At 35.6% G+C, this 24,682-nt stretch carries 16 protein-coding genes and 7 pseudogenes; 12 read left to right on the top strand and 11 right to left on the bottom strand.

What is annotated here, in order from left to right; translation table 11 throughout:
* The first annotated feature begins 102 nt into the window (after positions 1 to 102).
* Complete coding sequence (locus OPR28_RS05340) at positions 103 to 1,110, top strand: IS4 family transposase (protein WP_265023318.1); 1,008 nt, start codon at positions 103 to 105, stop codon at positions 1,108 to 1,110.
* A 409-nt stretch (positions 1,111 to 1,519) separates the two neighbouring features.
* On the opposite strand, the gene OPR28_RS05335 is transcribed toward OPR28_RS05340, so the two are convergent.
* The 3 genes from OPR28_RS05335 to OPR28_RS07040 all read right to left on the bottom strand — a co-directional run bounded on the left by OPR28_RS05335 (position 1,520) and on the right by OPR28_RS07040 (position 5,606).
* Complete coding sequence (locus OPR28_RS05335) at positions 1,520 to 1,672, bottom strand: hypothetical protein (RefSeq protein WP_156518033.1); 153 nt, start codon at positions 1,670 to 1,672, stop codon at positions 1,520 to 1,522.
* 47 nt (positions 1,673 to 1,719) lie between these two features.
* Positions 1,720 to 2,232 carry a hypothetical protein gene (locus OPR28_RS05330; RefSeq protein ID WP_265023647.1) on the bottom strand — a complete coding sequence of 171 codons (513 nt, stop codon included), beginning with the start codon at positions 2,230 to 2,232 and terminating at the stop codon, positions 1,720 to 1,722.
* Between the two features lie 95 nt (positions 2,233 to 2,327).
* Positions 2,328 to 5,606, bottom strand: a complete 3,279-nt coding sequence (locus OPR28_RS07040) for an AIR synthase-related protein (protein ID WP_265023646.1) — start codon at positions 5,604 to 5,606, stop codon at positions 2,328 to 2,330.
* Positions 5,607 to 5,706: 100 nt separating this feature from the next.
* Between OPR28_RS07040 and OPR28_RS05320 the strand changes: the two genes are divergently transcribed.
* Positions 5,707 to 8,505 carry a WPE palindromic element domain-containing protein gene (locus tag OPR28_RS05320; protein ID WP_265023645.1) on the top strand — a complete coding sequence of 933 codons (2,799 nt, stop codon included), beginning with the start codon at positions 5,707 to 5,709 and terminating at the stop codon, positions 8,503 to 8,505.
* A gap of 116 nt (positions 8,506 to 8,621) precedes the next feature.
* Here the strand turns inward: OPR28_RS05320 and OPR28_RS05315 are convergent.
* A pseudogene (locus tag OPR28_RS05315) lies at positions 8,622 to 9,245 on the bottom strand (transposase); the annotation flags it as partial.
* 57 nt (positions 9,246 to 9,302) lie between these two features.
* Between OPR28_RS05315 and OPR28_RS05310 the strand changes: the two are divergent.
* Positions 9,303 to 9,996, top strand: a pseudogene (locus OPR28_RS05310) (IS5 family transposase); the annotation flags it as partial.
* Positions 9,997 to 10,056: 60 nt separating this feature from the next.
* A protein-coding gene (locus tag OPR28_RS05305; protein ID WP_265023237.1) for an IS630 family transposase occupies positions 10,057 to 10,915 on the top strand; the annotation gives its coding sequence in 2 pieces (ribosomal slippage) (positions 10,057 to 10,382 and positions 10,381 to 10,915; 861 coding nt in all).
* Positions 10,916 to 10,943: 28 nt separating this feature from the next.
* Here the strand turns inward: OPR28_RS05305 and OPR28_RS05300 are convergent.
* The 4 genes and pseudogenes from OPR28_RS05300 to OPR28_RS05285 all read right to left on the bottom strand — a co-directional run.
* Positions 10,944 to 12,024, bottom strand: a pseudogene (locus tag OPR28_RS05300) (IS4 family transposase); the annotation flags it as partial.
* 81 nt (positions 12,025 to 12,105) lie between these two features.
* Positions 12,106 to 12,649: pseudogene (locus tag OPR28_RS05295) on the bottom strand (DUF6444 domain-containing protein); the annotation flags it as partial.
* A gap of 144 nt (positions 12,650 to 12,793) precedes the next feature.
* Positions 12,794 to 14,002: pseudogene (locus OPR28_RS05290) on the bottom strand (IS4 family transposase).
* A 208-nt stretch (positions 14,003 to 14,210) separates the two neighbouring features.
* The gene (locus tag OPR28_RS05285) at positions 14,211 to 14,663 is read right to left on the bottom strand and encodes a hypothetical protein (RefSeq protein WP_265023643.1); all 453 of its coding nucleotides are present in this window, start codon (positions 14,661 to 14,663) and stop codon (positions 14,211 to 14,213) included.
* A gap of 140 nt (positions 14,664 to 14,803) precedes the next feature.
* Between OPR28_RS05285 and OPR28_RS05280 the strand changes: the two genes are divergently transcribed.
* Together OPR28_RS05280 and OPR28_RS05275 are read left to right on the top strand one after the other, a co-directional pair.
* A complete protein-coding gene (locus OPR28_RS05280; protein ID WP_012673309.1) occupies positions 14,804 to 15,838 on the top strand; it encodes an aspartate-semialdehyde dehydrogenase in 1,035 nt (344 codons plus the stop codon).
* Between the two features lie 570 nt (positions 15,839 to 16,408).
* Positions 16,409 to 17,267, top strand: a protein-coding gene (locus tag OPR28_RS05275) for an IS630 family transposase (protein WP_265023237.1) whose coding sequence is annotated in 2 segments (ribosomal slippage) — positions 16,409 to 16,734 and positions 16,733 to 17,267 — 861 coding nt in all. Because the reading frame shifts where the segments join, the coding sequence is not laid out codon by codon here.
* Between the two features lie 402 nt (positions 17,268 to 17,669).
* Here OPR28_RS05275 and OPR28_RS05270 read toward each other — a convergent pair.
* Complete coding sequence (locus tag OPR28_RS05270; protein WP_182319589.1) at positions 17,670 to 18,170, bottom strand: Smr/MutS family protein; 501 nt, start codon at positions 18,168 to 18,170, stop codon at positions 17,670 to 17,672.
* A 92-nt stretch (positions 18,171 to 18,262) separates the two neighbouring features.
* Between OPR28_RS05270 and rlmB the strand changes: the two genes are divergently transcribed.
* The 6 genes and pseudogenes from rlmB to OPR28_RS05240 all read left to right on the top strand — a co-directional run.
* On the top strand, positions 18,263 to 19,027 hold the full coding sequence (gene rlmB, locus OPR28_RS05265) for a 23S rRNA (guanosine(2251)-2'-O)-methyltransferase RlmB (protein ID WP_253303421.1): 765 nt from the start codon (positions 18,263 to 18,265) through the stop codon (positions 19,025 to 19,027).
* A gap of 79 nt (positions 19,028 to 19,106) precedes the next feature.
* On the top strand, positions 19,107 to 19,829 hold the full coding sequence (locus OPR28_RS05260; protein ID WP_010962942.1) for a Bax inhibitor-1/YccA family protein: 723 nt from the start codon (positions 19,107 to 19,109) through the stop codon (positions 19,827 to 19,829).
* Positions 19,830 to 20,366, top strand: coding sequence for a cytochrome c oxidase assembly protein (locus tag OPR28_RS05255; RefSeq protein WP_006279376.1), 537 nt, complete (start codon positions 19,830 to 19,832; stop codon positions 20,364 to 20,366).
* Between the two features lie 170 nt (positions 20,367 to 20,536).
* Complete coding sequence (locus OPR28_RS05250; RefSeq protein WP_253303422.1) at positions 20,537 to 21,514, top strand: quinone oxidoreductase family protein; 978 nt, start codon at positions 20,537 to 20,539, stop codon at positions 21,512 to 21,514.
* Between the two features lie 229 nt (positions 21,515 to 21,743).
* The gene (locus tag OPR28_RS05245; RefSeq protein WP_265023642.1) at positions 21,744 to 21,941 is read left to right on the top strand and encodes a hypothetical protein; all 198 of its coding nucleotides are present in this window, start codon (positions 21,744 to 21,746) and stop codon (positions 21,939 to 21,941) included.
* A 26-nt stretch (positions 21,942 to 21,967) separates the two neighbouring features.
* A pseudogene (locus OPR28_RS05240) lies at positions 21,968 to 22,965 on the top strand (IS4 family transposase); the annotation flags it as partial.
* A gap of 193 nt (positions 22,966 to 23,158) precedes the next feature.
* Here the strand turns inward: OPR28_RS05240 and OPR28_RS05235 are convergent.
* Positions 23,159 to 24,098 (bottom strand): annotated as a pseudogene (locus OPR28_RS05235) (IS110 family RNA-guided transposase).
* A gap of 219 nt (positions 24,099 to 24,317) precedes the next feature.
* Complete coding sequence (locus OPR28_RS05230; protein WP_049973597.1) at positions 24,318 to 24,653, bottom strand: transposase; 336 nt, start codon at positions 24,651 to 24,653, stop codon at positions 24,318 to 24,320.
* Between the last annotated feature and the right edge of the window lie 29 nt (positions 24,654 to 24,682).

The following is a 24,682-nucleotide window of genomic DNA, read 5'->3' as shown; positions in this document are numbered from 1 at the left end:
ACCGCGACGGTATGACGGTTAAGTAGGCCAGTGCCCCATAAGTGTTGAAAGTAACACAAAAAAGACATAAAGAACTATTATTGCAAGAAAATGGAGGCAATAATGGATCAAATAGAAAGAGTACTAAATTTAATAAAAGATGAGGATTTAGAAAGGCTAGGAAAATTAAGTGAAGTAGATAAATGTAATACTAAATTGTTGGGCAAGATTATATTTAAAGGTCTAATGAAGTTAATATTAATGGGGCAAAAAACAAGCCTAAGAGCGCTAGAAATGGTAATAAACAGGTGTATAATGGATAAGAATAGCGATAAAAGTACAGTAACATACAGTGGTTTGTCAAAAAGGTTAAAAGTTATAAATCCAGAATATTTTAAGGGAGTATATATTGATTTGATGAGCAAGATTAAAAAGCTATTACCCCAAAAAACATCAAATAACTTACATAAGTTTGATTCGACGATCATAAATTTATCGGGATATCTCATAAAAGATGGGCTAAAAATAGGCGGTAAAAGTAACGACAGTCAAGTTAAAGTGAGTGTAGGATTAAAGGATCAATTGCCGACAAGTATAAGATTTTGTAAAGGACAAGAAGAAAGTAGTGAAGATATAGCATTAGTGAGAGCAATTAATGAAGCTAAAGTTGAAAAAGAGGATATTTTATTATTTGATAGAGGAATCAGAAAAGTTGGAACTTTTGCCGAATTTGATGAAAAGGAGTACAAATTTATCACAAGAGTTAAAGTAGGAAGAAAACATGATGTTATAAGCAGGAACAAAGTTATAAGAGAACAAAAATCGGATGGATCAGAGATTTTAGAAGATATAATAGTTAATCTTTATCGTGCACGAGGTAAAGTGGCAGAAAAGCATGATCTACGGCTAATAAAAATCAGAAATAAAATTGGAGATGAAATATGGTTTTTGACAAACTTGTTTGAAATGCCAGCTTATGAAGTAACAGAGCTATATAGGCGCAGATGGGATATAGAAGTGTTCTTTAAATTTATAAAGCAAAATCTTGGATATAAGCACTTTTTAAGCCATACTATGAATGGCATGAAGGTGTATATTTACATGATCGGCTTTGTTATTTCTTGTTTATAAAATCAAAAATAATCTACATGGGTTCAAAATAGCATTACTGCAATTCACATTGGATCTAAATGACTCTTTTATACGTTCGATTGTTTTACTGTCGGGAGGTAATTTACATGCCGTTGATCATCTCATATCACGTTATTTTTGATACTTTCAACACTTATGCCCAGTGCCCCTATGATGTCATCCCAGTGTCAAGCACATAGCTGTACGAACGTTGTAGTTTAGGAGCAATTCCCACCAGTGGGCCAGTGCCCAGACACTGGTTCTATGCAACTTAATTAAAAACGTTTGTTTTAGCGTAAGACAACTACCTTTAGCTCATCAGCTCAGTTATAAGCAAAATTTCTGGATTCCAGACTGGAATGACACCATTTGCTGTGCAATTTACCTTCAAAAATGAATGTTCGTACAGCTATGTGTCAAGCACTGGGATGACACCATTCTTTTTTCTGGATTCCAGACTGGAATGACACCCCCCTGATAGGCTCAAATCATAGTGTTTGTACAGTTGTGGGTTTAGGCTACCTATAAATTCTAAACTGTTGTTACGTATTAGGACCACCAAATACACCCCCAGGACCCAAAGTCAGTTTAGCTATATCAGAAAACAGGTTATGTGGAAATCTTAAAATACTTCTTGTTCGCCAAGCAAAATAAATACATTCCTACAAACAAGCAGATGCTCAATACTGACACATAAGAAAACTTAAAAATTAAATCTCTAATGTATATTGATAAGCATTTACCTGCAGAAAATTTGTATAGTAATCCAACACATACAACGGCACTATCAACCACTGATGCTATAATTAAAGTAATGAGATTTGCCATATGAAAATTCAACTTGGACTTCAATTTTTCAAAAATAATTATGCTTGAGAGAAGAGATACTAAAATTGCAGTATATGAAATCAATATCATCAAATTAAAACTTTGCCATTTAAAAACACAACATAGCGCTGTACACACTATTAAGTTGTACGTAGCTTTGCTTCTGCCATAAAATTCAACCATTGAATTTACAACTAAAGCAGCTCCCACAAATAAGGCAGCACATATCATCAATTTATTTGAAGTGTTGAGTAAAGAAAGACTGATAAACAGGAGTATCGATAAAATAGACATAATTACCTACCCAAAATTAATAACATACATTCATTCTAAATAAACATTACATATAGTAAAAGAGTTATTTAGCATAATAAGAAAAATATTTTATATTAGCATGCCACATCTTTCAGATCTACTTTTAAAACATCCTTTATGTTTAGCACCTTTTTCTCTGTTACTTTGCCAATACATGAATAAACTGCACCTTCAAACAATTCTTCAAACCTCTTCTGATTTTGTGGTGCAATAGTAACCAAAATTCTACTTTGCGATTCAGAAAACATTATTATCTTGTTTATTATGTCTGTATTTTGTATTTTTCCTATTGGCACTAGTGAAAGATCGATTTCAGCACCAAGGTCTCCTGCAATTAGCGATTTTGCCAGAGCAATAACTAATCCGCCTAAGTTTGGTGCAATTGCAGAGGCAATTATGCCATCTTTTATTGCCTGGTTGTAACGCTCATACAACTTCCTAGCGCTCTTTGCATCAACTTTTGGTACGTTGTTATTACCTATTCCACTATATAACTGATATTCAGATCTACCAAGTTCATCAAGTGTTTCTCCAAGTACATATATCAAGTCTCCCGGCATTTTCACATCAAGCGATACCGCATTTTCAATATTTTCTATAATTCCAATTGCTGAGATGAGTAATGAAGGTGGTGCGGAGATTATCACTTTCTCGCCATTTTCATCATATCCCTTGAAGTCATTGAACATACTGTCTTTTCCGGATATGAATGGTGTTTTAAATGCAGTTGCAAAGTCGTAACAAGCCTCTGCAGCTCTCTTTAGCTGCCATAGCCTTTCTGGATTATAAGCATCACACCAGCAAAAATTGTCGAGCAACGCTAGATGATTTATATTTCCTCCTGCGGCTACATAGTTGCGTATCGCGGTGTCAATTGCACATGCTGCCATGTGGTAGGTGTCAATTTCTCCATAACTTGAGCCAAATCCTTGCGATTTTACAACACCTTTATTTGAAGAAAGAACAGGCCTTGAGACAATAGCTTCGCTGCACATTCTTCCCTTGCCTTGCAGTGGTTTTAACACTGACGATCCTTGAACCTCATGATCATATTGCACCACTATGAACTCTTTGCTGCAAATGTTTGGTCTGCTCAGCATTTCTTTTAGTTCAGTTTCTTGGCTTGATGTCATGCAAGTAGCTGACACGCAAAGGGTGTCATGCAAGTAGCTGACACTGGAATCCATTTCACATTCAATTCCACCATTAGATGAGTTTTGGCGTAAAATGTTTGCAGGCTTTACCTGCTGGATCCCAGTGTCAAGCACTGGGATGACAGGAAAGGATACAGCAGACTCCTTAGACCACGGCTTTGTCTGTAAATGCACTTTAGGATTACCATCATGCAGAAATTCAGTTCCGATATCCATTATTACTTTCCCTTTAGGACATTTAACAACAGCTTTACCACTCTCATTGAACTCTCCAATCACACAAACCTCCACATCATGTTTTTTCATGATTTGCTTAAACATAGGGAGATTTTCTTCTGGCACTGCTAAGGTCATTCTCTCTTGTGATTCTGATATCCATATTTCCCACGGAGCCATACCATCGTTTTTAAGGAGAACCTTGCTCAAATCAACTTCAAATCCGTCTTTTCCCATTTCACCAATAGATGATGATAGACCGCCTGCTCCATTATCCGTTATTGCATTATAAAGATCAAGATCTCTTGCTTCCAAGGCGGCGTTGGATAATTTTTTTTGTGTTATAGGGTCACCAATTTGCACAATTGTTGAAGGGCTGTTTCCCGACAAAGCCTCTGAGGAAAACGTTGCACCGTGAATTCCGTCCCTTCCAACTCTTCCGCCAATAATTACGATTTTATCGCCGTTTTTAGGCCCTTTGATGTGTGAAGGTGCGTTATTTATGTTGCATGGAATAATTCCGACACTGCCAACAAAGACTAACGGCTTTCCACAAAATCTATCGTCAAAATATACCGATCCAAGTTGTGTTGGAATACCAGAGCAATTACCAGCAACATTAACACCGTGAATCACTTCTTTCATTATATATTTTGGCGGTAAGATCTCATCAGTGCGCTCTTTATCCCTATAAAACTTGCCTTTTGCTTCTTTGGCAAAGCAAAAGTAATAGGTATTCATTATAGGCTCTGCGCCTTTACCGAAACCAACTATATCACGATTTACTCCAAGCACTCCAGTCATTGCTCCACCAAATGGATCAAGAGCTGAAGGGCTATTGTGAGTTTCAACTTTATCTACGATTAAGTAATCGTCATCAAAAATTATTCCTCCGGCATTGTCGGAGAAAACTGACACGCATATGTCAGAATTTATCTCACGCGTTGCACGCTTAATGTAATGTGCATATAAGCCATCTTTTATTTCATCAATAGGAGAGCAGAAAATGTTGTGCTTACAATGTTCAGACCAAGTTTGTGCTAGGGACTCAAGTTCAATATCATATGGATTTCTATTAAGTTTTTTAAAGTAATCCTTTATAGCTCTCATTGCTGCCAGCGAGAGCCCTAAAGTGCCGTTACCATCGATTCCATCTCTGCTGATTTTCTCAAGTTCTTGGTCACTTACATTTAAATCAACAGATTTAGCTCCATTACTACTTGATATCACTCCAGTGCTTTCTCCTGTCATTCCAGCTTTTTTTTCTGTCATCCCAGTGCCCTCTCTTGTCATCCCAGTGCTCCGACACTGGGATCCATTTTCTTTTTCCTGGTCACGCGCTGGAATGACACAGGGGTGGGTATCTCCAGCTCTTCCTTCTGTCATTCCTGTTTCCCCCCCTGTCATTCCAGTGCTTGACACTGGAATCCAGTTTTCATTATACAATTGCTTGAAATTTTCTGGATCCCAGTGTCTGGGCACTGGGATGACACCAGGTGGGGTATTCGATTTACCATAATATTTCCAGCTATAGTTTTTACAGATAAGCGTGCAATACTCAGTGATAGGGTTGAATTCTTGTTTTATATCATCTTCAGTTGGCAAATTCCCTTGACTTAGAATCAATTTTGAACTTCTTGTTTTGATATAAACATTTTCATCAATGTAGTCCTTGTTTATTAAATATTCTCTAACAATTTGTTTCGCTGTGTTGCCTACATTGTCGGTCATGCCAGGTAAAAAGCTTATCTCCAAGCCCCACTCAGCTTGTGGTTCTATGAAGTCATATTGAACTTCTTCAAGGTTTTCGTTGTAGGAATAATAACGGCAGTCTTGTATGACTTTATTATAAAATAGCCCACAAATTTCTTCATATAATTTTGGTGGTAATTCTTTGTGTATATAAATCGAGTAAACGTTGACTAACCATCTGCAGCCAACTTGCTCACATTTATTTAAAACTTCTATTCTGATGTTTGTCATGTAATGTTATAAAAGATTTTAATATATAATAGCATACAAGCACGTTTATATTTTGAATAATTTCTATACAATAAAAGTATTGTATTAATTGTTACTGTTAGTGGGAAGAGTTTTTACCGTTAATGTGGATGAATCCCTTTTCGATGTGCTGGTTCAGCATATATTTTCTGAATATGAAAGAGAAAAAATCCCTGAAGTAAAGATCATACTTCCTTGCAAGAGGGATGTGATAGCGCTGCTGAGTGCATTCAAGAATTATAACGCTAAAAAATGCATAATTTTGCCAGAGATAGTTTCGCTAGAGAACATCGATGAGGAGGATTTAATATTAAATCTTGATAGAGTCAAAGTTATCAAGCCAACAAAAAGGACGCTGCTACTCATTCAATTCATATTGGAGTGGAATAGAAAAAATAATGATAATTTTCCAATTGATTTAGCTTATAGCCTGCCATCATTGCTTGATAAAATTCAGTATACCCAAATGGCAGAGTTCGATGAACATTCAAAAAAAATAGAAAGTTTCATAAATTTACTTATTGAAACATGGAATAAAATTTTAAAAGATTTAGGAGTAGTAGATATATTAGAACATAAGAGTGATTACATAAACAGTATGATAACCTCTTTACAAAAAGACCAATATATAATCTTTGTTGGAATTGGAAAGGATAAGTCGTTAATTAAGGCTATATATGATCTGCCATTTGGAAAAATAATTTTGCCTAACCTGAATTTGAAAATTAAAGAGAAAGACTGGAAATTGCTTGATAAAAAACACTATCAATATTGCCTGAAAGATCTACTCGATTATTTAAAAGTGGATAGAAGGGATGTTAGTTTTCTGCCAGAAGCGTGTTCTGGTGTCATCCCAGTGCCCAGACACTGGGATCCAGAAAACTTAACTTTAAATGAGCGCACCAGGTGGCTGTATAATGAAAACTGGATCCCAGTGTCAGCTACTTGGATGACAGAAGAAAGGGCTGGGATAACAGGAAGTCCTGAGGAATATCTAGATTACGTCTTTGATACAACTGCCGATCTAAGCAAAGTTAGTAGTGGACATGTTGGCAATATTGAAGTCATCACTTGTGATTCCAGAGAGGAAGAAGCACAAGTGACATCATTAATTATAGAAAATGAAGGTTATGAAAACATTTCTTTGGTCGTCTTTGATAAATTACTTGCAGCTCGTATAGCATGTTTATCAAGGCAACACAGTGCCATACCGGAAAATTACCCTTATATAACGCTTCTGCTTTATAGTATCGAAGTTTTGACCTCAAATTGGAGCAGTGTGTCATTACTTTCGCTCCTTAAACATAGGCTAGTGACTTTTGGTTACACTCAAGAAGAGTACACTCGGATTTTATCTGAATTTGAAATAGAGGTATTACGCAACTTTAGTACAAATGGCCTGAGCGATATTATAAATGCTATCAATGCCCATAAAAAGCTAAAATACAAAGAAGATATATTACTTATTATCAGTAAGTTAGAGGTTATATTTAATCCTTTACTTCGTTCTATAAATTGCTCTATTTTCGATGTGGTAGCAACTCATTTGCAGTGTATTAATATATTATCTGGTATAAATTTTTCAGAGCTAAATAGTGAAATAGGTAATTTTACCTGTAATTTTTCAAATGCATGTGAGGGTGTAGAAATTAAATGCTCCTTAGAGTTATATAGCCAAATTCTGACCTTATTTTTAGAGAAAGAGTTTTTCTCTGTAGCAAGTGACTTGAATAAATTCAGCTTATATCACAACAAAGTTGTGATACTTGCTGGATTTAATGAAGCGCCAAGCTTTCAAAGTCCGCTTTTGAATGCACTTACGAGAGAAAAATTTAATCTTCCTTCTGCGCAAGAAGAGCAGGGGTATTTTTTTTATACTTTACACAATTTGTTTTGTGCAAGTAAGGTTTATATTACAAGATCGCTAAGCCATAGAAAACCAATGCTATTGCAGCGTTTGGAAATTCTGTTGCAGGGGTCAAAATATCCTTATCGTGATTGGCTAAGGATATTAAATACGCCTGAATGTACTGTTCCATGTACTCAGCCTATGCCAAAACCTCAAACCGAAGTTAGAAAAGAAAAAATGCAGGTGATGTCTTGCAGTGCAATAGAAAAGCTAATTCGTAATCCTTATTCATTTTACGTTGAGTATATACTGGGCCTTAAACAATTAAGAGACTTGAATTTTAAGCCATCGATATTGGAATTTGGCACTATGGTACACAACATTCTTGCAAGATATTTACGCAACAAAAAATCTCCAATGAGCATTGCACGAGAAGCATTCTCGACTAGTCAGTTTAATTTTTCAAATATGTGGTGGGTAAGACTACAAAAGATAATTCAATCTTTTGTCGAATTTGATGAAACTCGAAGCAATTATGTTGAGTTGGAAAAGAACTTTTCCTGTCCGATATTTCATATTCCAGCGCGTGACACTGGTTCTTGTGATCAGTATGAAACTGCTTGGATGACAAATAAGCCACAAGAAATTTCACTGACAGCAAGATGTGATAGAGTTGAGTATCTATCAAGTGGGCAAGTAGCAATTATAGACTATAAACTTGGTTCACCACCTTCCAATGAAGAAGTGATGTCGGGGTTTTTTCCGCAATTAATTTTACAAGCCTTAGCGGTAGAACATATAACAAAAAGAGAAGTCTCAGAACTTGCTTATTGGAAACTTGATTATGATAAAATAAAAGTTATTTCTATACAAAATTATAGATACAAAATGCAAGAATTAAAAAATGATCTGCCTGGTTTTTTATCTAACTATTTAAGTAATTCCACACCCTTTATTGCCTCTCCATATTTTGATAAATTCCTGAGATTTAACAGCTATAAACAGCTAGAAAGGGTAGGAGAGTGGTTGTAAATGGTGTCATCCGAGTACCTGACACTGGTTTCTATCCAAAAGGGTGTCATGCCAGTGCGTGACACTGGGATGGCTTTGTTGCATCACACTTTATGAGATGGTGATTTATGGTAAATTCATGTAACTATCTCAAATTTAGCCATACCAATATCAGTGAATTTATTAAGCAAATAGCATTTGATTAGCAGTTCTTTTTCTCGATTTATCTCAGATTTATTCCTAAAACTAAATCCGAATATTTGCTTTAATCTTGAGAAAAACCCTTCAATATAAGATCTTTTCCCATAATTTACTTCTTTTTTCCATTCTTTCATGCCATCTTCACCGTATAATTTTATTAACCTAATAGCAGCATTCCTGTCAGACATATAATCTATTTCTGGATGTTCTGCCGCATTGTTTATTGGTGGAATTTTTGTCTTTATATCATATTCGTTACACAACTTATAAAACTTGTGCCTATCACATGCTCTATCTGCATATAGTGCTTTTATGGCATGCTGAAAATCAACTTCTTTTAGCAAATCACAAGCTCCATAGTGATCAGAGTAGACACCGTTACTGTATTTTACAGCTATGGCTTTTTTGTTGTTTATATTCAACATTACGTGCAATTTTCTCGTTTGCTCATAGCCACGATATTTTCTGTCAGTGCTATTTTCCTTGCTGTGACCAGGAGTGTTGTTGTATATACTAATTCCTGTACTGTCTATAGCAATTTCGGTATCTTCCATATTAGAGGTTGTCCACAAACCAAGGAATACGTAGTATATAAAGAAAGAATATTGAGGTAAGAGATGAGGAAAAAATATCCAACAGATTTAAGTAAAAGGGAATGGGCAAGAATAGAAAAACACTTCAGAGTATCGTACAAGAAAGGAGGAAGGCCACCAAAATACAGTAAGTGTGAGATAGTAGATGCAATTCTTTATATACTGCGCACAGGATGTCAATGGCGCTATTTACCACACGATTTTCCGCCGTGGAAGGCTGTGCATGAACAGTTTAGAAGATGGAAAAAGCAGGGAATTTTTGAGAAAATGAACTATGATATCACTAAATATAGTAGGTCAAAAATGGGAAGCCGAGCGCATGCATAGTGGACAGTCAATCGGTAAAAACCACGGAAAAAGGTGGGTCAAAGGTTATGATGGTGCGAAAAAGGTAAAGGGGAGAAAAAGACATATAATCACAGATACTCAAGGATTTGTGCTTGGTTGCTATGTAGGAGCTGCAAGCGAAAATGACAGAGATGGGGTGAAGATGGCATTGGACAATATGAAGGAAAAATACAGCAATATTAAGAAAATGTGGGCTGATATGGGATACCAAGGAAAAGATTTAAAGGATTACGTAAAGAGAGAATATGGGATAGATATTGAAATTGTCAAAAGGCCTCCATGTAGGTTTTGGGTGCATAAAGATACACCACTAGAACTATTGCCACAACGGGATCCTGGATTTTCAGTACAGCCGAGAAGGTGGGTGGTATAGCTCTTCTCATAATAATCCAAATAAGGTAAGATATGGATTTATGGTAGTGGGGTTTGTATGCCAGCAGCGTATAGTTATGACTTAAGGAAAAAAGCAATGGAAGCATTGGATGAGGGAGAAAGTAGAGCAACTGTTGCCAAGAGATTTAAAATTGGAAAAACGACTTTATATGAGTGGCAGAAAAGGCGTGAGGAAACAGGAGATTTTCAGTCAAAAAAGCCTGGAAGCGTAGGATATAACCATAAAATTACCGACTGGAATGTCTTCACCGAATTTGCAAAAAACCATGGCGGCAAAACTCAGTCAGAGATGGCTAAACTCTGGGGCAATATCAGTCGACAAACGATTCACCGCGCACTTAAAAATATTGGCTTTACAAGAAAAAAAGACCTACGGATATAAAGAAAGAAATGAAGAAAAGCGAGCTCAATTTGCAAAGGTTATAGCAACAAAATATCCTGAAAATCTTGTATATATTGACGAATCTGGGATAGACAATACAGAAGACTACCCATACGGATATTGCAGAAAAGGAGAGAGGTTTCATTCACTAAAATCAGGTAAAAAAACTCAGCGTGTCAGTATGATTGCAGCTCTAAATAAAAAGAAAATCATTGCTCCATTGACCTTTGAGGGATACTGCAACAAGGATGTTTTTGAGGCTTGGTTTGAGCAGTTTTTGACTCCAATTTTAAGGTCTGGCCAAACTGTAATTCTTGATAACGCTGCTTTCCATAAATCTAAAAAAATCGATGATCTTGCTAAAGGAGTAGGTGCTGAAATTCTTTATCTTCCTCCATATTCTCCAGACTTTAACGAAATTGAGCATCATTGGTTTGCTATAAAGAACAGAGCTAGAAAAAATATCCCTATTTTTCAGTCTTTCCGTCAAGCTGTTGATTCTGCTTTTTTATGATTTGTTCTGACTATTATGAGAAGAGCTATAAATACCTCATTAATCTTTCTGCTGTTCCAAGTCTACATTCCTCAACTTTGAGACCAGATTTTAAAATCTTATGCAATATCTCTATTTTCCATCTCAAACAATACCAACTAACTTTTTCAACAGCTTCTTCAAAAGTACTGACCGGAAAAAAGCATCCACTCTAGAGGACTTGCTTCGGGAGGAGAGTTTTTTTCAACAACATGAATTGCGTGAAGTTGTAGACTGAATAATGCTGTCGGTTTATATTTTATGTGACCTTCTTTACATTTTATATGGCCTTCATGTGATAAATTTTCCGAATCTAATTTCTAAAAACGCTGTCCTTTTTTGCTTGTTATCTCTAGCAGGGATTTCAACTTCTACTTTTCCAGCGCAAGGGAGGCCTTGGATAAATGACCATAATTTTTGCTTGTTCCTGGTATGCATGAATTTTTTATTTACATTTCTGTTGTGGCGAGCTCTTACTAAAATTGCTGAGTTAAGATTATGTGCAAGTTCAAAAAAATCATGCATATCTGCTTCTCTGTCACATACAGTTATAGCTTCGGTTTGGGCCAGATCTATAATATTATTTGTTTTCTTTAAACTTTCTAGCCATTTCATACTTTCTTTATCCTCAATATGAACGTTGTTACGATGGCTCTTTAGTCTTTTTTCTTCTTCAGAAATGAGTTGCCTCGAGTAAATCTTTTGATCCAGTATTCCCAGCTTCCGTACTAACAGCAAGGGCTGTATGCATTACTGCTCCTTTTCCAGCAATAGTTCCCAATCCGCTTATGGCTTGAGTATGAAATATAAGTTGTATCTTGAATCACAAGAATTCTTTTATGAGCTTTTGTTCTTTCAACTGTTTTATCAATGTGTGAAGCTAGAATATCGACTTCTTTTACGTTCTCATTTTGAAAAAAACGATATGCTGCTTTTGCTTCTGACCAACTTCCGCATGCCTCATTAATTGAGCTTTCAGGTAAACTTATCAAACTATCAGCAATCTTTACTAATCGGTCAGTTAATCTTTTATCTCCAAGTACAGCATCTCCAAATTCATTTTTAGCCCATTCATTACTCTCGTTTGCCATTTCTATACCCTCAATATTTGCAAACTCTAATATTGTAATATTTTACTTTTTAGTCCATTTATATTTGTGGGTAATAGTAAGATTTGATATGCTGCCAACACTTATGTTCAAATTAAAAATGTCATTTATGATACTAGCCACTTCACGCTTTGAGTTTTTGTAAAATCCGCTGAGTGCTGCAATTATAGACTTAACCCTTGGACCAAATGTATCTGGCGTAACACCTTCTGGTAACTTGCTACTTTTTCTTTTTCTGCATCTCCGACAACGACCATGTTCCAATTACTACATCAGGCCTAATTTCCGGAAGATCAACTTTTTGGTGAACATAAGGTTTTTCGCATATTACAAGCTCTCCTCCGCATTCGCAAATATTAGGCAACTCTATTTTTACTACTTTATCCGCTTCCATTGTGGCATGAAAATTTCCTTTATGCCCAACCTGATCGCCAACATTCCTTTCGCTTTTTGGCTTGTCCTTTTTTGTTTTGTACAATTCTTTAGAGCTCGGTAGAGATGAATTTTTCGAGTTTAAACCAAGCCTCTCTTTCAACTCAGTGTTCTCAATCCTCAAGGCCTTATTTTCTGCCTCTAACTCTTCTATCCTCCCTTCCAACTTTTCTATTTTTTGCTGTAAATTTTTGCAGAGTTCTCAAAGGTTTACCACATTACCTCACTTTTGCTCTATGATTATCTTTATTATCTTGCTTTGTCTACCTTATTCTACCACTCCGCTGAACGGACAATGGCGTCAACTTAAGAGCCTCCATTAGCAAACTCTCCTAAAGACATGATGGCGTTTGGGCTTATCTACCTTATCGCGGCTATACAATCGTCCTGGTCGGATTTTAACTTTAGCGCGTATACTTAAAAAGGGCTTGAAAGTTTTTTGGCGCAATAAGTACCTGATAGAGTTTCTGCCTCATTACACCAAATAAAACTGAAAAATTTAAACGATACTCAGCAATTTGATCTGGATTCCAAGGCCCTTGTGCATCACACATATGAAGCGACAATATATTACACATGACTAAGTTTGCCCAAAATTCTTGTAATACAGCCTCTAAATTTACGCCAGAAAAATTCTCTAATTCTGCACCTATTTTGAGTCGTTTATAGCACTCCTCTATATGCCACCTTAACACATAAGCTTTGCTGATATCTTCCAAAGTAAATTTTACTCGGTCAAAAAGTGAAGTAATCAATACCTCTGTTTCTCCGTTGGCTAATGTCAGCACTATAACTCTTACTTTCTGTCCTTTCATTTTATTTTTTAGCTTTTCATTTTCTAATATAAAATCGAAATCTAATTCTCCAGCGTTCCCATAGCTTGCTATAATTTCTTTTTTGCAAGCGAAAAATAAAATCTACTTCCAAATCATAATGCTGCTGAATGAATTTTACTGAAGGATAACCACGATCATAGATAAATAATAATTTCTTTTGATTTAATGAACGCATTTGAGTGATAACTTCGGGTAATTGCTCTTCCGCCAACGTTTGTTCACCTATATTCCAAGCCGCAAGACGAGCACTACAAATCAGCGAAGTACACAAATCAACAAACAAATTGCCAATGGTGCCTGTTGTTCCATTTGGTTTAAAGCGGCCAAACTCGGATACAATTTCCTCAGAGCTGGGTAATCTCATACCAGAACCATCTGCTGCAATAAGTCTATAGCCTCTCCAACTCAGGTTCATCCTGATAGGCTGTTTGGATGCTTAAATTCTTGAAAGCCTGTATGGCAAATCTTATACCTTGCTTTAGAAAAAGCTTGCTTTGAGGGTACATGTCAATGGCTCCATAAGTTCACATTCTATTCCCAAACTTTTTTTAACTAACTTTAAAATCATAGAAAATACTGTCGAAAAAGGAAGTTTTCTTGTTCGTGTAAAACTCAACACAATGGATTCTCTGAAAAGCTTTCGAGTATATTATATTTTTAATTTGTAGAATAAAATTTTTTCCTTTTTGCATGTTTCACCTAAAAAGGACACATTTTAAACTTCTTTGTTGAAATAAAATAGAAACAAAAGTGCTGTTTCCTGCGGCTTCTGGATAATTTAATGGTAAAAGTTTTAGAGAGAAATTTTATACACTATCGCTGATATTTTTCCTTAAGTTGACGCCATTGTCTGTTCAGATACAATGTTATAACTAGAGATAATTTTTAAATGATTGATATTTATGAACTACGACTTTTCTTGTTGTCCACTTGTTCAACATTACCCTTCTCAAGTTTACTATCTACTTCTTTTGTGTGTTCATCATCTATACTAGTTTCATCTTTTATCTTACTAGGGTAATCTTCCTGCGATTTTTTATATGTTTCCATGTTGTCATATATAGGGTTACTGATGATTTCTATTTTTTCAGGTGTGAAAATCCTTGCTAAAAATCTCCTTATTATTGGTATTGACCTTAAGAAATCTCTTAGCTTTGAAGATTCTTGTCTTTTGTTTAGAGACTGTTGGTCTATTTTAGAGGTTTTTACACCATACTTTTTATCATCAAAATTTATTGTAGGCTTTCTTTTATTCGAAAGAACACTTTGGGCCTTTGATCCATTGGTTCCTTCAGGCCCTTGAGGTGTAGAAATTGCAGGTTTAACCTTAGTTTCATCGTATTCCTTACTCATCTTTCATTTCATTATGTAATATTACTAATATTGCATAATAATAGCTAAATTACAATTAATTGCAAGGTAAAAATATTAAAACAATTGTAAATTTTGTCAGTAAAAATATAATAGAACTTTGAAATTAGAGGTTCATCTATATGGGATACAAAATTGCTGTTATTGGAGCAACCGGAAGAGTAGGGCGTGAGGTATTAAGCACGCTTGCTGAATTTCAAGATGAGGCGATAGATTGCGTTATTGCACTTGCATCGAAAAAATCAGAAGGGAAGAAGGTGAGCTTTGGTGACAAAGAGTTAACAGTTTTATGCCTTGAGGATTATGACTTCGTTGGAACTAATGTAGCCATTTTCTGTGCTGGATCTCATGTTTCTGAAGAGTATGTACCAATTGCAACACAGGCTGGATGCATCGTGATAGATAACAGTTCCCATTTTAGAATGAAAGAGGGTGTGCCACTCATTATTCCAGAGATTAATAAAGAAAAAATTATGGAATATAAAAACCACAACATAATATCCAATCCAAACTGTACTACAATACAGATGCTGCTAGTACTACATCTATTACACCAAAAAGCAAAAATAAAGAGAATCGTTGCTTCAACTTATCAATCAACTTCTGGTGCAGGCAAAGCAGCAATGGATGAGCTCTATGACCAGACAAAAAAAATCTTTATGAACGAAGCTAAAAAACCCAAGATATTCTCTAAGCAAATAGCATTCAATTGCATTCCCCATGTAGGAGAATTCATGGAAAATGGTTCTACAGAAGAGGAATGGAAAATGCAAGAGGAGACAAAAAAAATTTTAGAGGAAGATATAAAAGTTACTGCAACTTGTGTAAGGGTACCCGTCTTTATCGGTCACGCTATGGCAGTAAATGTGGAATTTGATCAACATATCACTGAAGAACAAGCTCGTGAAGTGCTAAGTGAAGCCGAAGATAGTGGAGTTTTAGTGTACAACAGGCGTGAAGATAGTGAATACATAACTCAAATTGATGTTGTACAGGAGAATGCTGTATATGTATCGCGTATTAGAAGAGACAATACTGTTGAGCACGGATTAAATATGTGGATAGTGGCTGACAACCTGCGCAAAGGCGCAGCATTAAATATAGTGCAGATTCTTGAGATTTTGATAAGAGAGCATTTGTCAATCAAGTGCATATAGAGCGCACGTACGTTGTAATTCGAAGGAAATTTGTATACCACATGGCAGCGCGTGACGCTGGAATGGCTTTGTTGCATCGCTACTTATGAAAGGCTAACTATAATTAGGATTATAAGCAACTTATTGAAAATCTTGTTTTTTTGCAATCAATCTGATCAAATTTAAGAATAGTAATTTGTTATTTATATTAATAAATTTAATTCTATTGAAAATAGCTAAAGCATTGAAATTCTTGAATTTTAGCCGGATTAGTGAGTGGTAGTGAAATTTCTTTTACTCAAATTTAGGTATTCACTGACCGTTCTTGTTATAAATACCAGAATAATAAGCTACTGATATTCTCCACCTTTTTTATCTTTAATCCACCATAGCTAGCGATGCAACAAAGCCGGCTGGATTCCAGTGTCAAGCACTGGAATGACACCATTTGCTGTGCAGTTTACCTTCAAAAATGAATGTTCGTACAGCTATGGAATAAATCGCGGTATGACGGTTCGCAGCGGTATAGTATAGCTCTTCTCATAATAATCCAAATAAGGTAAGATATGGATTTATGGTAGTGGGGTTTGTATGCCAGCAGCGTATAGTTATGACTTAAGGAAAAAAGCAATGGAAGCATTGGATGAGGGAGAAAGTAGAGCAACTGTTGCCAAGAGATTTAAAATTGGAAAAACGACTTTATATGAGTGGCAGAAAAGGCGTGAGGAAACAGGAGATTTTCAGTCAAAAAAGCCTGGAAGCGTAGGATATAACCATAAAATTACCGACTGGAATGTCTTCACCGAATTTGCAAAAAACCATGGCGGCAAAACTCAGTCAGAGATGGCTAAACTCTGGGGCAATATCAGTCGACAAACGATTCACCGCGCACTTAAAAATATTGGCTTTACAAGAAAAAAAGACCTACGGATATAAAGAAAGAAATGAAGAAAAGCGAGCTCAATTTGCAAAGGTTATAGCAACAAAATATCCTGAAAATCTTGTATATATTGACGAATCTGGGATAGACAATACAGAAGACTACCCATACGGATATTGCAGAAAAGGAGAGAGGTTTCATTCACTAAAATCAGGTAAAAAAACTCAGCGTGTCAGTATGATTGCAGCTCTAAATAAAAAGAAAATCATTGCTCCATTGACCTTTGAGGGATACTGCAACAAGGATGTTTTTGAGGCTTGGTTTGAGCAGTTTTTGACTCCAATTTTAAGGTCTGGCCAAACTGTAATTCTTGATAACGCTGCTTTCCATAAATCTAAAAAAATCGATGATCTTGCTAAAGGAGTAGGTGCTGAAATTCTTTATCTTCCTCCATATTCTCCAGACTTTAACGAAATTGAGCATCATTGGTTTGCTATAAAGAACAGAGCTAGAAAAAATATCCCTATTTTTCAGTCTTTCCGTCAAGCTGTTGATTCTGCTTTTTTATGATTTGTTCTGACTATTATGAGAAGAGCTATAACTCGTCACCCCGCTACTTGTTAGCGGCTGAGATACCGCGGCGGTATGACGTAGAAGCTATACTTTTATACTCACCAACTCAGTATCCAATCTGGATCCAAGTAGTCAAGCTATTCGGATGACACCCTCATAAAGTGAAATGAGATCCCGCTAACACGTAGCGGGATGACGAGAAAGGGGCTACTCGGATGACACCCTCATAAAGTGAAATGAGATCCCGCTAACACGTAGCGGGATGACGGGAAAAGAGGTACTGGGAGACATCCTTCCTGGTAGACCCAAATCACAATGTTCGCACAGTTGTGCGTCACGCGCTGCCGAACACTGTATGGTTATACAAGAAAAATTAAGGCTTAAAAGGAATTTTAAGTATCAGGACTCAAGGTTTTTATTCCTTCTTAATAAAACATAAAAAGCCCCTTTACCACCATGTTTTTTCGTAGCTTGTTGGTAGTATAGAACCATATGCTGGATTTTAGTGTCATTTAACCATTTATTTAAGTTACTCTTTATAGTGTCTGTTTTATTTGTTGCACTGCCGTATCCCGTAATTACCAATAAACATCTATTTCCTGCTCGATAATTTTTGATAATAAAATCTATCAATTTACAGTAAGCATCCTCTATATTATAGCCATGCAAATCGAGCTTATCGCTTATAAAATATTTACCCCTATCAACTTTTGATTTTGTGTTTTGGTCAAGACAAAATGATGAGTTACTATTATTGGTATTAAGAAAATTCCCTTGTAAGTCGGAGGTACCTTTATCAACCATAGACTTTATATTTACTTTATGATCAACTTTCAAAGTAACTTTTCCACATTCTATTGGCTTAACATTTTTTTGCCAATCCAACTCATCGTCCGACATAAACGCATTAATCGAATTGTATAATTTTACAACAATATCCAAACATAGTAAAATGTTGCTTATTCTATAAAAACCCGATTTTCGATAATACGATGAAATCGTCAAAAACTAATGAGAATTTTTGGCTGTATGGAAAGCACACCTGCATGTCAGCACTGAAGAATAAAAATAGGCAGTGTATAGAACTGTTAGTAACAGAAAATTTCTATAGAGAACATGAAAAAGAAATTAGGCAATGTGTAAATAGTAAGGACATTAAAGTTCGATTAGTAGAAAACAAAATACTTAATGACGTTTTATCTAAAGGTGCTAACCATCAAGGAATTGCTTTAAATGTTGCCCCTATTCTTTATAACTTAAGCATCGAAGAAGTAGCTGAAAGCTCAAACGACAGCTCTACTATAGTCATTTTAGATCAAGTCACTGACACGCACAATATTGGGTCGATTTTAAGAACTTCAGCTTGTTTTAATGTCAACGCATTGGTTTTACCACATAACCATTCACCGAGTGAAAATGCATCTATTGCAAAAGCAGCAAGTGGGGCTTTAGATATTGTTCCGCTAATATACGTTACAAATATAGTAAAAACTATGCAGTATTTAAAAAAGGTCGGCTACTGGTGTTACGGGTTTGATTGCAATGCTAAAGAAAATATAGATGAAATAAAGAGTCTTGAGAAAAAAAGAGTAATTATTTTTGGTTCTGAAGAGAAAGGAATGCGGAGGTTAGTTAAAGAAAATTGTGATTATCTTTTAAAGATCCCAATATCAAACGTAATTGACAGCTTAAATGTTTCAAATGCAGCAGCAATAGGCCTATATTCTATTTATATTAAAACAAATGCCAGCGCATAGCTGTTTATAATAAAAACACTTGATAAAAATGTGGTTTTATATTATAATGTGTTAAATAATGGACAAAAGGAGTTATATTATGTCTTATATGAGAAATGAACAGGATATTCGCTCTCAAGGCGTTTACTATAGCGCTGGGCTTAGAAGTTACCTAACTAAAGTATACAATTACATGGCTTTAGCTTTGGGCGTCACAGGGCTTGTTGCATTTTTAACAGTATTTTCTGGTCTTTTTCAAGTAATTTATTCTAATCCCGTTCTATCGCTTGTGGTAATGTTATCTCCGGTTGCATTGGTGTTCTACATGTCTTATAGAATTCAACACCTAAGTGCTCAGTCTGCCGTTACTATATTTTTCTCGTTCTCAGTGTTAATGGGGCTTTCCTTATCTTATGTTTTTATAGTTTATACTGCAGAAAATATAGCAAGGGCGTTTTTCATTACATCAATCATGTTTGGCTCTATGGCTTTATATGGCAATACTACAAAAAGAGATCTTACAAGTATGGGCTCTTTCTTGATTATGGGAGTTTGGGGGTTAATCATTGCGTCTATAGTAAATTTATTTCTTGGAAGTAGTCCTCTCCACTTTGCAATATCGTTCATATCAGTAATAGTCTTTACCTTAATGACTGCGTATGATGCTCAAAGAATCAAGGACGTTTATTATAAACATAATGACGGATCAGAAGTTGCTACTACTAAATTGGCAATACTCGGTGCAACTAATCTTTATTTTGACTTTATTAATATATTTCTCAATCTACTCAGGTTACTTAACTTGTTCAACAATAGGGATTAGATGTTTTCCTTTTTAAGGAAAGGCAGTAAGAATTCTATAGTTTTCTTTTTAGTATCTTTAGTTGTGTCGATGATATGTCTTGCATATGCATCGGTACCTCTATATAGCATTTTCTGTAAAGCTACTGGGTATGGTGGCACAATAAGAAAAGTAACTAACACAACAACAAATATAACTAACCAAAAGATCAGGGTCCATTTCAATGCTGATATAATGTCCGATCTACCTTGGGAGTTTAAATCAGAAACTAACTACGTTGACGTAAACATAGGAGAACAAAGTTTAGCGTTTTATTACGCAAAAAATCTATCTGATCAGCCTTCATTTGGAATGGCGGTGTATAACGTTACGCCTTTCAAAGCAGGTAAGTATTTCAATAAAATTGCATGCTTTTGTTTTGAAGAACAAATGTTGCTACCAAAACAAAAAGCAGCTATGCCCGTATCTTTTTATATAGATCCTGAGATAATGCTTGATAACAATACAAAAGATTTGAGCGAAATAACACTGTCATACACGTTTTTTAAGCTTAAGTAACAGAATGTTTGCAAACCATGTCATTTCAGTAATCAATAGGGTGTCATCCAAGTAGCTGACACTGGAATGACAGGAGGTAACGCAAGAAGTCTATTGATTGTGAAAACAATAACTTTGCAAAATATTAATTGTTAGATAACATAATCAAAGTTTTTGTCTTAATATTCATCATGGTTAGAGCTATACAAATTAAAAAAACTGGGGGACCAGAAGTATTAGAATTTGTAGATAAGAGCATAGGTGAGCCAAAAGGCGAGGAAGTCTTAGTGCGTCACACAACTATCGGCTTAAATCGTTATGATTTAGAGCACAGAAAAGGTACACGCAAAATTAAAAATTTACCATCAGTGCTTGGAGTGGAAGCAGTTGGGGTTATTGAAAAACTTGGTAAAAAAATCAGTGATGGATTCAAAGTTGGAGACAGAGTTGGATATTGCACAGCTCCTCCAGGGGCATATTGTGAAAAGCGCATTATACACCAGAAATATCTGATAAAAATTCCAGATGACATATCTGATGAAGTTGCTGCTGCAGTGCTGTTTAAAGGTATGACAGCTCACTATTTAGTTAATCAATCTTATAAAATCAGGCCTGGTGCTTTCGTGCTAGTTTATGGAGCTAATGGTGGCTTAGGGCAAATAATATGTCAATGGGCAAAGGATAAAAAAGGTGTAGTGATAGGTTCTGTAAGCTCTGATGAAAAAATGAAGATAGCTTTACAAAGTGGCTGCACATACGCAATAAACTACAATGATAAAGACTTCGTTTCTAAAATTATGGAGATTACGCAAAACAGAGGAGTAGGTGCAGTGTATGACCCCATAGGTTACGCTACAAGTAAGCTCTCTTTTGAATCTTTAGGCAGGTTCGGCATATACGTTTCCTATGGGCAGATATCAGGTAACGCTCCTATTAGTTTTTCTTTACTTAGTTCACGTTCGTTATTTGCAACTGGAACCTCAATATACCATTATAAGCATGATAGATTCACATTAGTGCTTACCACAATGGAAATCTTCGAGATGATAAGAAAAAAACTTTTAACTGTACGGATCAATAAAAAATATAAATTTGATGAAATAATTCAAGCACATCGTGATATGGAAAATAGAAAAGCGAGTGGGCTAAATATCATCAAAGTCTCTTAAATAAATTAGTAATTTAAACTAACCATTCATTAAATTATATCAACTAGAATTTCACATATTTCATTCTCCTTTTGGGGGAATTAAAAGCATATAGCTAAACTGACTTAGATTTACCGACAACCGTCATCCCGCTACGTGTTAGCGGAATCTATACCGCGAATAGACTTCTTGCATAACCCAAACTAAGTAGAAAGAAGGTATCATCCGAGTAGCTGACACTGGTTCCTTTATGACGGTAGTAGCCCCCCTTCTCCTGTCATTCCAGTGCTCTCTTCTTGTCATCCCAGTGCCCAAACACTGGGATCCAGTTTCACCTTATGATGGTGTCATGAAAGTAGCTGACACTGGTTTCCATCCAAGACGGTGTCATTCCTTACTATTACCCACAAATATAAATGTACTTATAAATAAAGTATTACAATATTAGAGTTTGCAAATATTGAGGGTATAAAAATGGCAAACGAGAGTAATGAATGGGCTAAAAATGAATTTGGAGATGCTGTACTTGGAGATAAAAGATTAACTGACCGATTAGTAAATATTGCTGACAGTTTGATAAGTTTACCTGAAAGCTCAATTAATGAGGCATGCGGAAGTTGGTCAGAAGCAAAAGCAGCATATCGTTTTTTTTAAAATGAGAACGTAAAAGAAGTCGATATTCTAGCTTCACACATTGATAAAACAGTTGAGAGAACAAAAGCTCACAAGAGGGTTCTTGTCATTCAAGATACCAGTTACATTGTATATAATAACCATAAAAAAACAAGCGGATTAGCAAATTTGTCCAGTTATGATACTGCAAAAGGTATTATAATGCATACAGCTCTTGCCGTTAGTATAGAAGGTTTGGTACTAGGGATACTAGATCAAAAAGTTTATTCAAGACCTGAAGAAACTGAGAACCTTAAAAAAAAGAGCGATCGCATTGAAGATAAAGAAAGCGTAAAGTGGTTGGAAACTTTAAGAAAAACAAATAATATTATTGATCCAACTCAAACTGAGACTATAACTGTATGCGATAGAGAAGCAGATATATATGACTTTTTTGAGCTTGCACATAGTCTTAATTCGGCAGTGCTAGTTAGAGCATGCAGAGATAGAGCAGTAAATAGAAAATCTCGATATCCTGAAAAAGGTGAGCAGAAGTTATGGGCATTTATTAAATCCTCTCATTGTGCAGGTACGGTAGAAGTTGAAGTTCCTGTAAAAGATAATAAGCCAAAAAGAACAGCACGTTTGGAAGTTAGATTTGGAAAGTTTATGATGAATCCATCTAAGAATAATATTAGGCATAAGACGGAAGAACTACCTAAATTACCACTTTATGCAGTTTATGTTGTTGAGAAAACTCCCCTTCCCTTAAAAAAAAACCGCTAGAATGGATGCTATTAACGAATCTTTCAGTTAATACTTTCGATGAAGCTGTTGAAAAAATTAGTTGGTATCAACTATGTTTTTTAAAAATTTTTTTATTTGTGTAATTTTGCAAATTATATGGGCAATAAAAACCCGTTTGTCATAGAAATAGAATTTTATATCAAACAGCTACCACAGCAATTTCTGCTTAAGCTAATGAATATGTGCTTTAAGTCTGTGTGGACGCACATATTCATTAGCCAATTTCAGTTACCGTTGTGAAGATTTTTAAGTATGCAAATTAATTGCTTCTTTAAGTCTTGTATTAGCAATTACTATAATTTTACGCATTAGGGCTGTTATAGCCACCATCTTCTTCTTACCACTTTCAACAAGATTAGAATAAAAGGCGCCAAGTATAGATTTTGACCTTGTAGTAGCCATAGCGGCTGTAAAGAGCTTTGAACGAACGTTACTTCTACCACCTGTAATCCTTCGGTAACCAACAGCTTTACCACTTTCTTTTGGATGCGGTGCAACTCCGGCAAGACTTGCTACTTCTTTTCTATTTAAGTAACCAAGCTCTGGCATTAAACACAAAAAATCTTGTGATAACTTTTTACCTATTCCAGGAACTGTTTTAAGAATTTTTTGGCGTTGTTGTAATTCGCGGCTTTCATCAATAATCTTTTGTATAGTATCATTGAGTTCGTTTATTTGACTATCGAAAAACTCAATGGTCTTTTGACAGCTTTCTTTTATATGATCATTTTCCGGTGCTTCAAGTCTGCATTTTTCTTGAGTTCTCATTTGCGTAATATCATCACGACGTTGACAAAGTGCAGCCAAAGTTGATTGTTCTGTAGAGGTAGGTACAAATAGAGAGATAGTTCTATGGCGTTCAAATCCATATTGAGCAAGAGCTCTTGCATCTAGACTTTGCTAAAGTTCCGTGAGATAAAATAAAGCTTTTTACTTTACGAGTATTAGCTCGATGCACGGCAATATTTTTGTCGGTAAGAAAATGTGATAAGCCAAGCTCATATTTCCCTGTATTTTCTAAAGTCACTAAAGCATTAGGTAGAATATCTGAAAACTCTTGAAATAATTGTTGCCAACCAGAAGCATTATTATCAAATTCGACAGCATTCTTCTGTTTGTGAATTGCAACGACATTTTTAAATTTTCCGATGTCAATGCCAATAAAATTTTGATAAGATGTAACCATAATAAACCTCGATAGTTTTAGTTAATTTAAGATTGTAAACGGGTGCATATATATGTCCCAAGCAACTATTCAAACGTATCGAGAGATAGGGCTAGCGTACCTTGATACCAACGGTTGTAATACCAATTTCCTTTCGGTCGCGCACGCCCGCTATTCCTAGTGAGCAGGGTTATCTTTCTCTCTTATCTCTTTTATATCACGTTTTTAACTTACAATTTTCTAAAACGAATGATAAACGTCTAAAATGGTATTACCAACTAAAAGGTGTAAGTCTGTACATTGATGCATTAGAGGTCTGAGGCAACTTTTGATGGTGTGCCAACAATGCTCTATCGGATTTAGATCAGGTGAATATGTTGGAAGATAAAGCAAATGACAGCCAAAAGACTCTATTAATGACTTTGTTTTGGGAGTTTTATGGAATGTAGCATTATCCATAACTATGGTTGTATCACGCTGTAATTGTGGAAGTAATCTTCGCTCTAACCATACATTAAATATATCTTTATTACACCCTCCTGTGAAGGTCATTGGTGCAATAAACTTCTCATCCACCTATTATACTCACTCTTTCCCGCTTTTTT

The organism is Wolbachia endosymbiont (group A) of Epistrophe grossularia, from assembly GCF_947251435.1.
GTDB lineage: Bacteria > Pseudomonadota > Alphaproteobacteria > Rickettsiales > Anaplasmataceae > Wolbachia > Wolbachia pipientis.
Note: the sequence above shows the minus strand (reverse complement) of the source record. Positions and strands in the feature narration are given on the sequence as shown.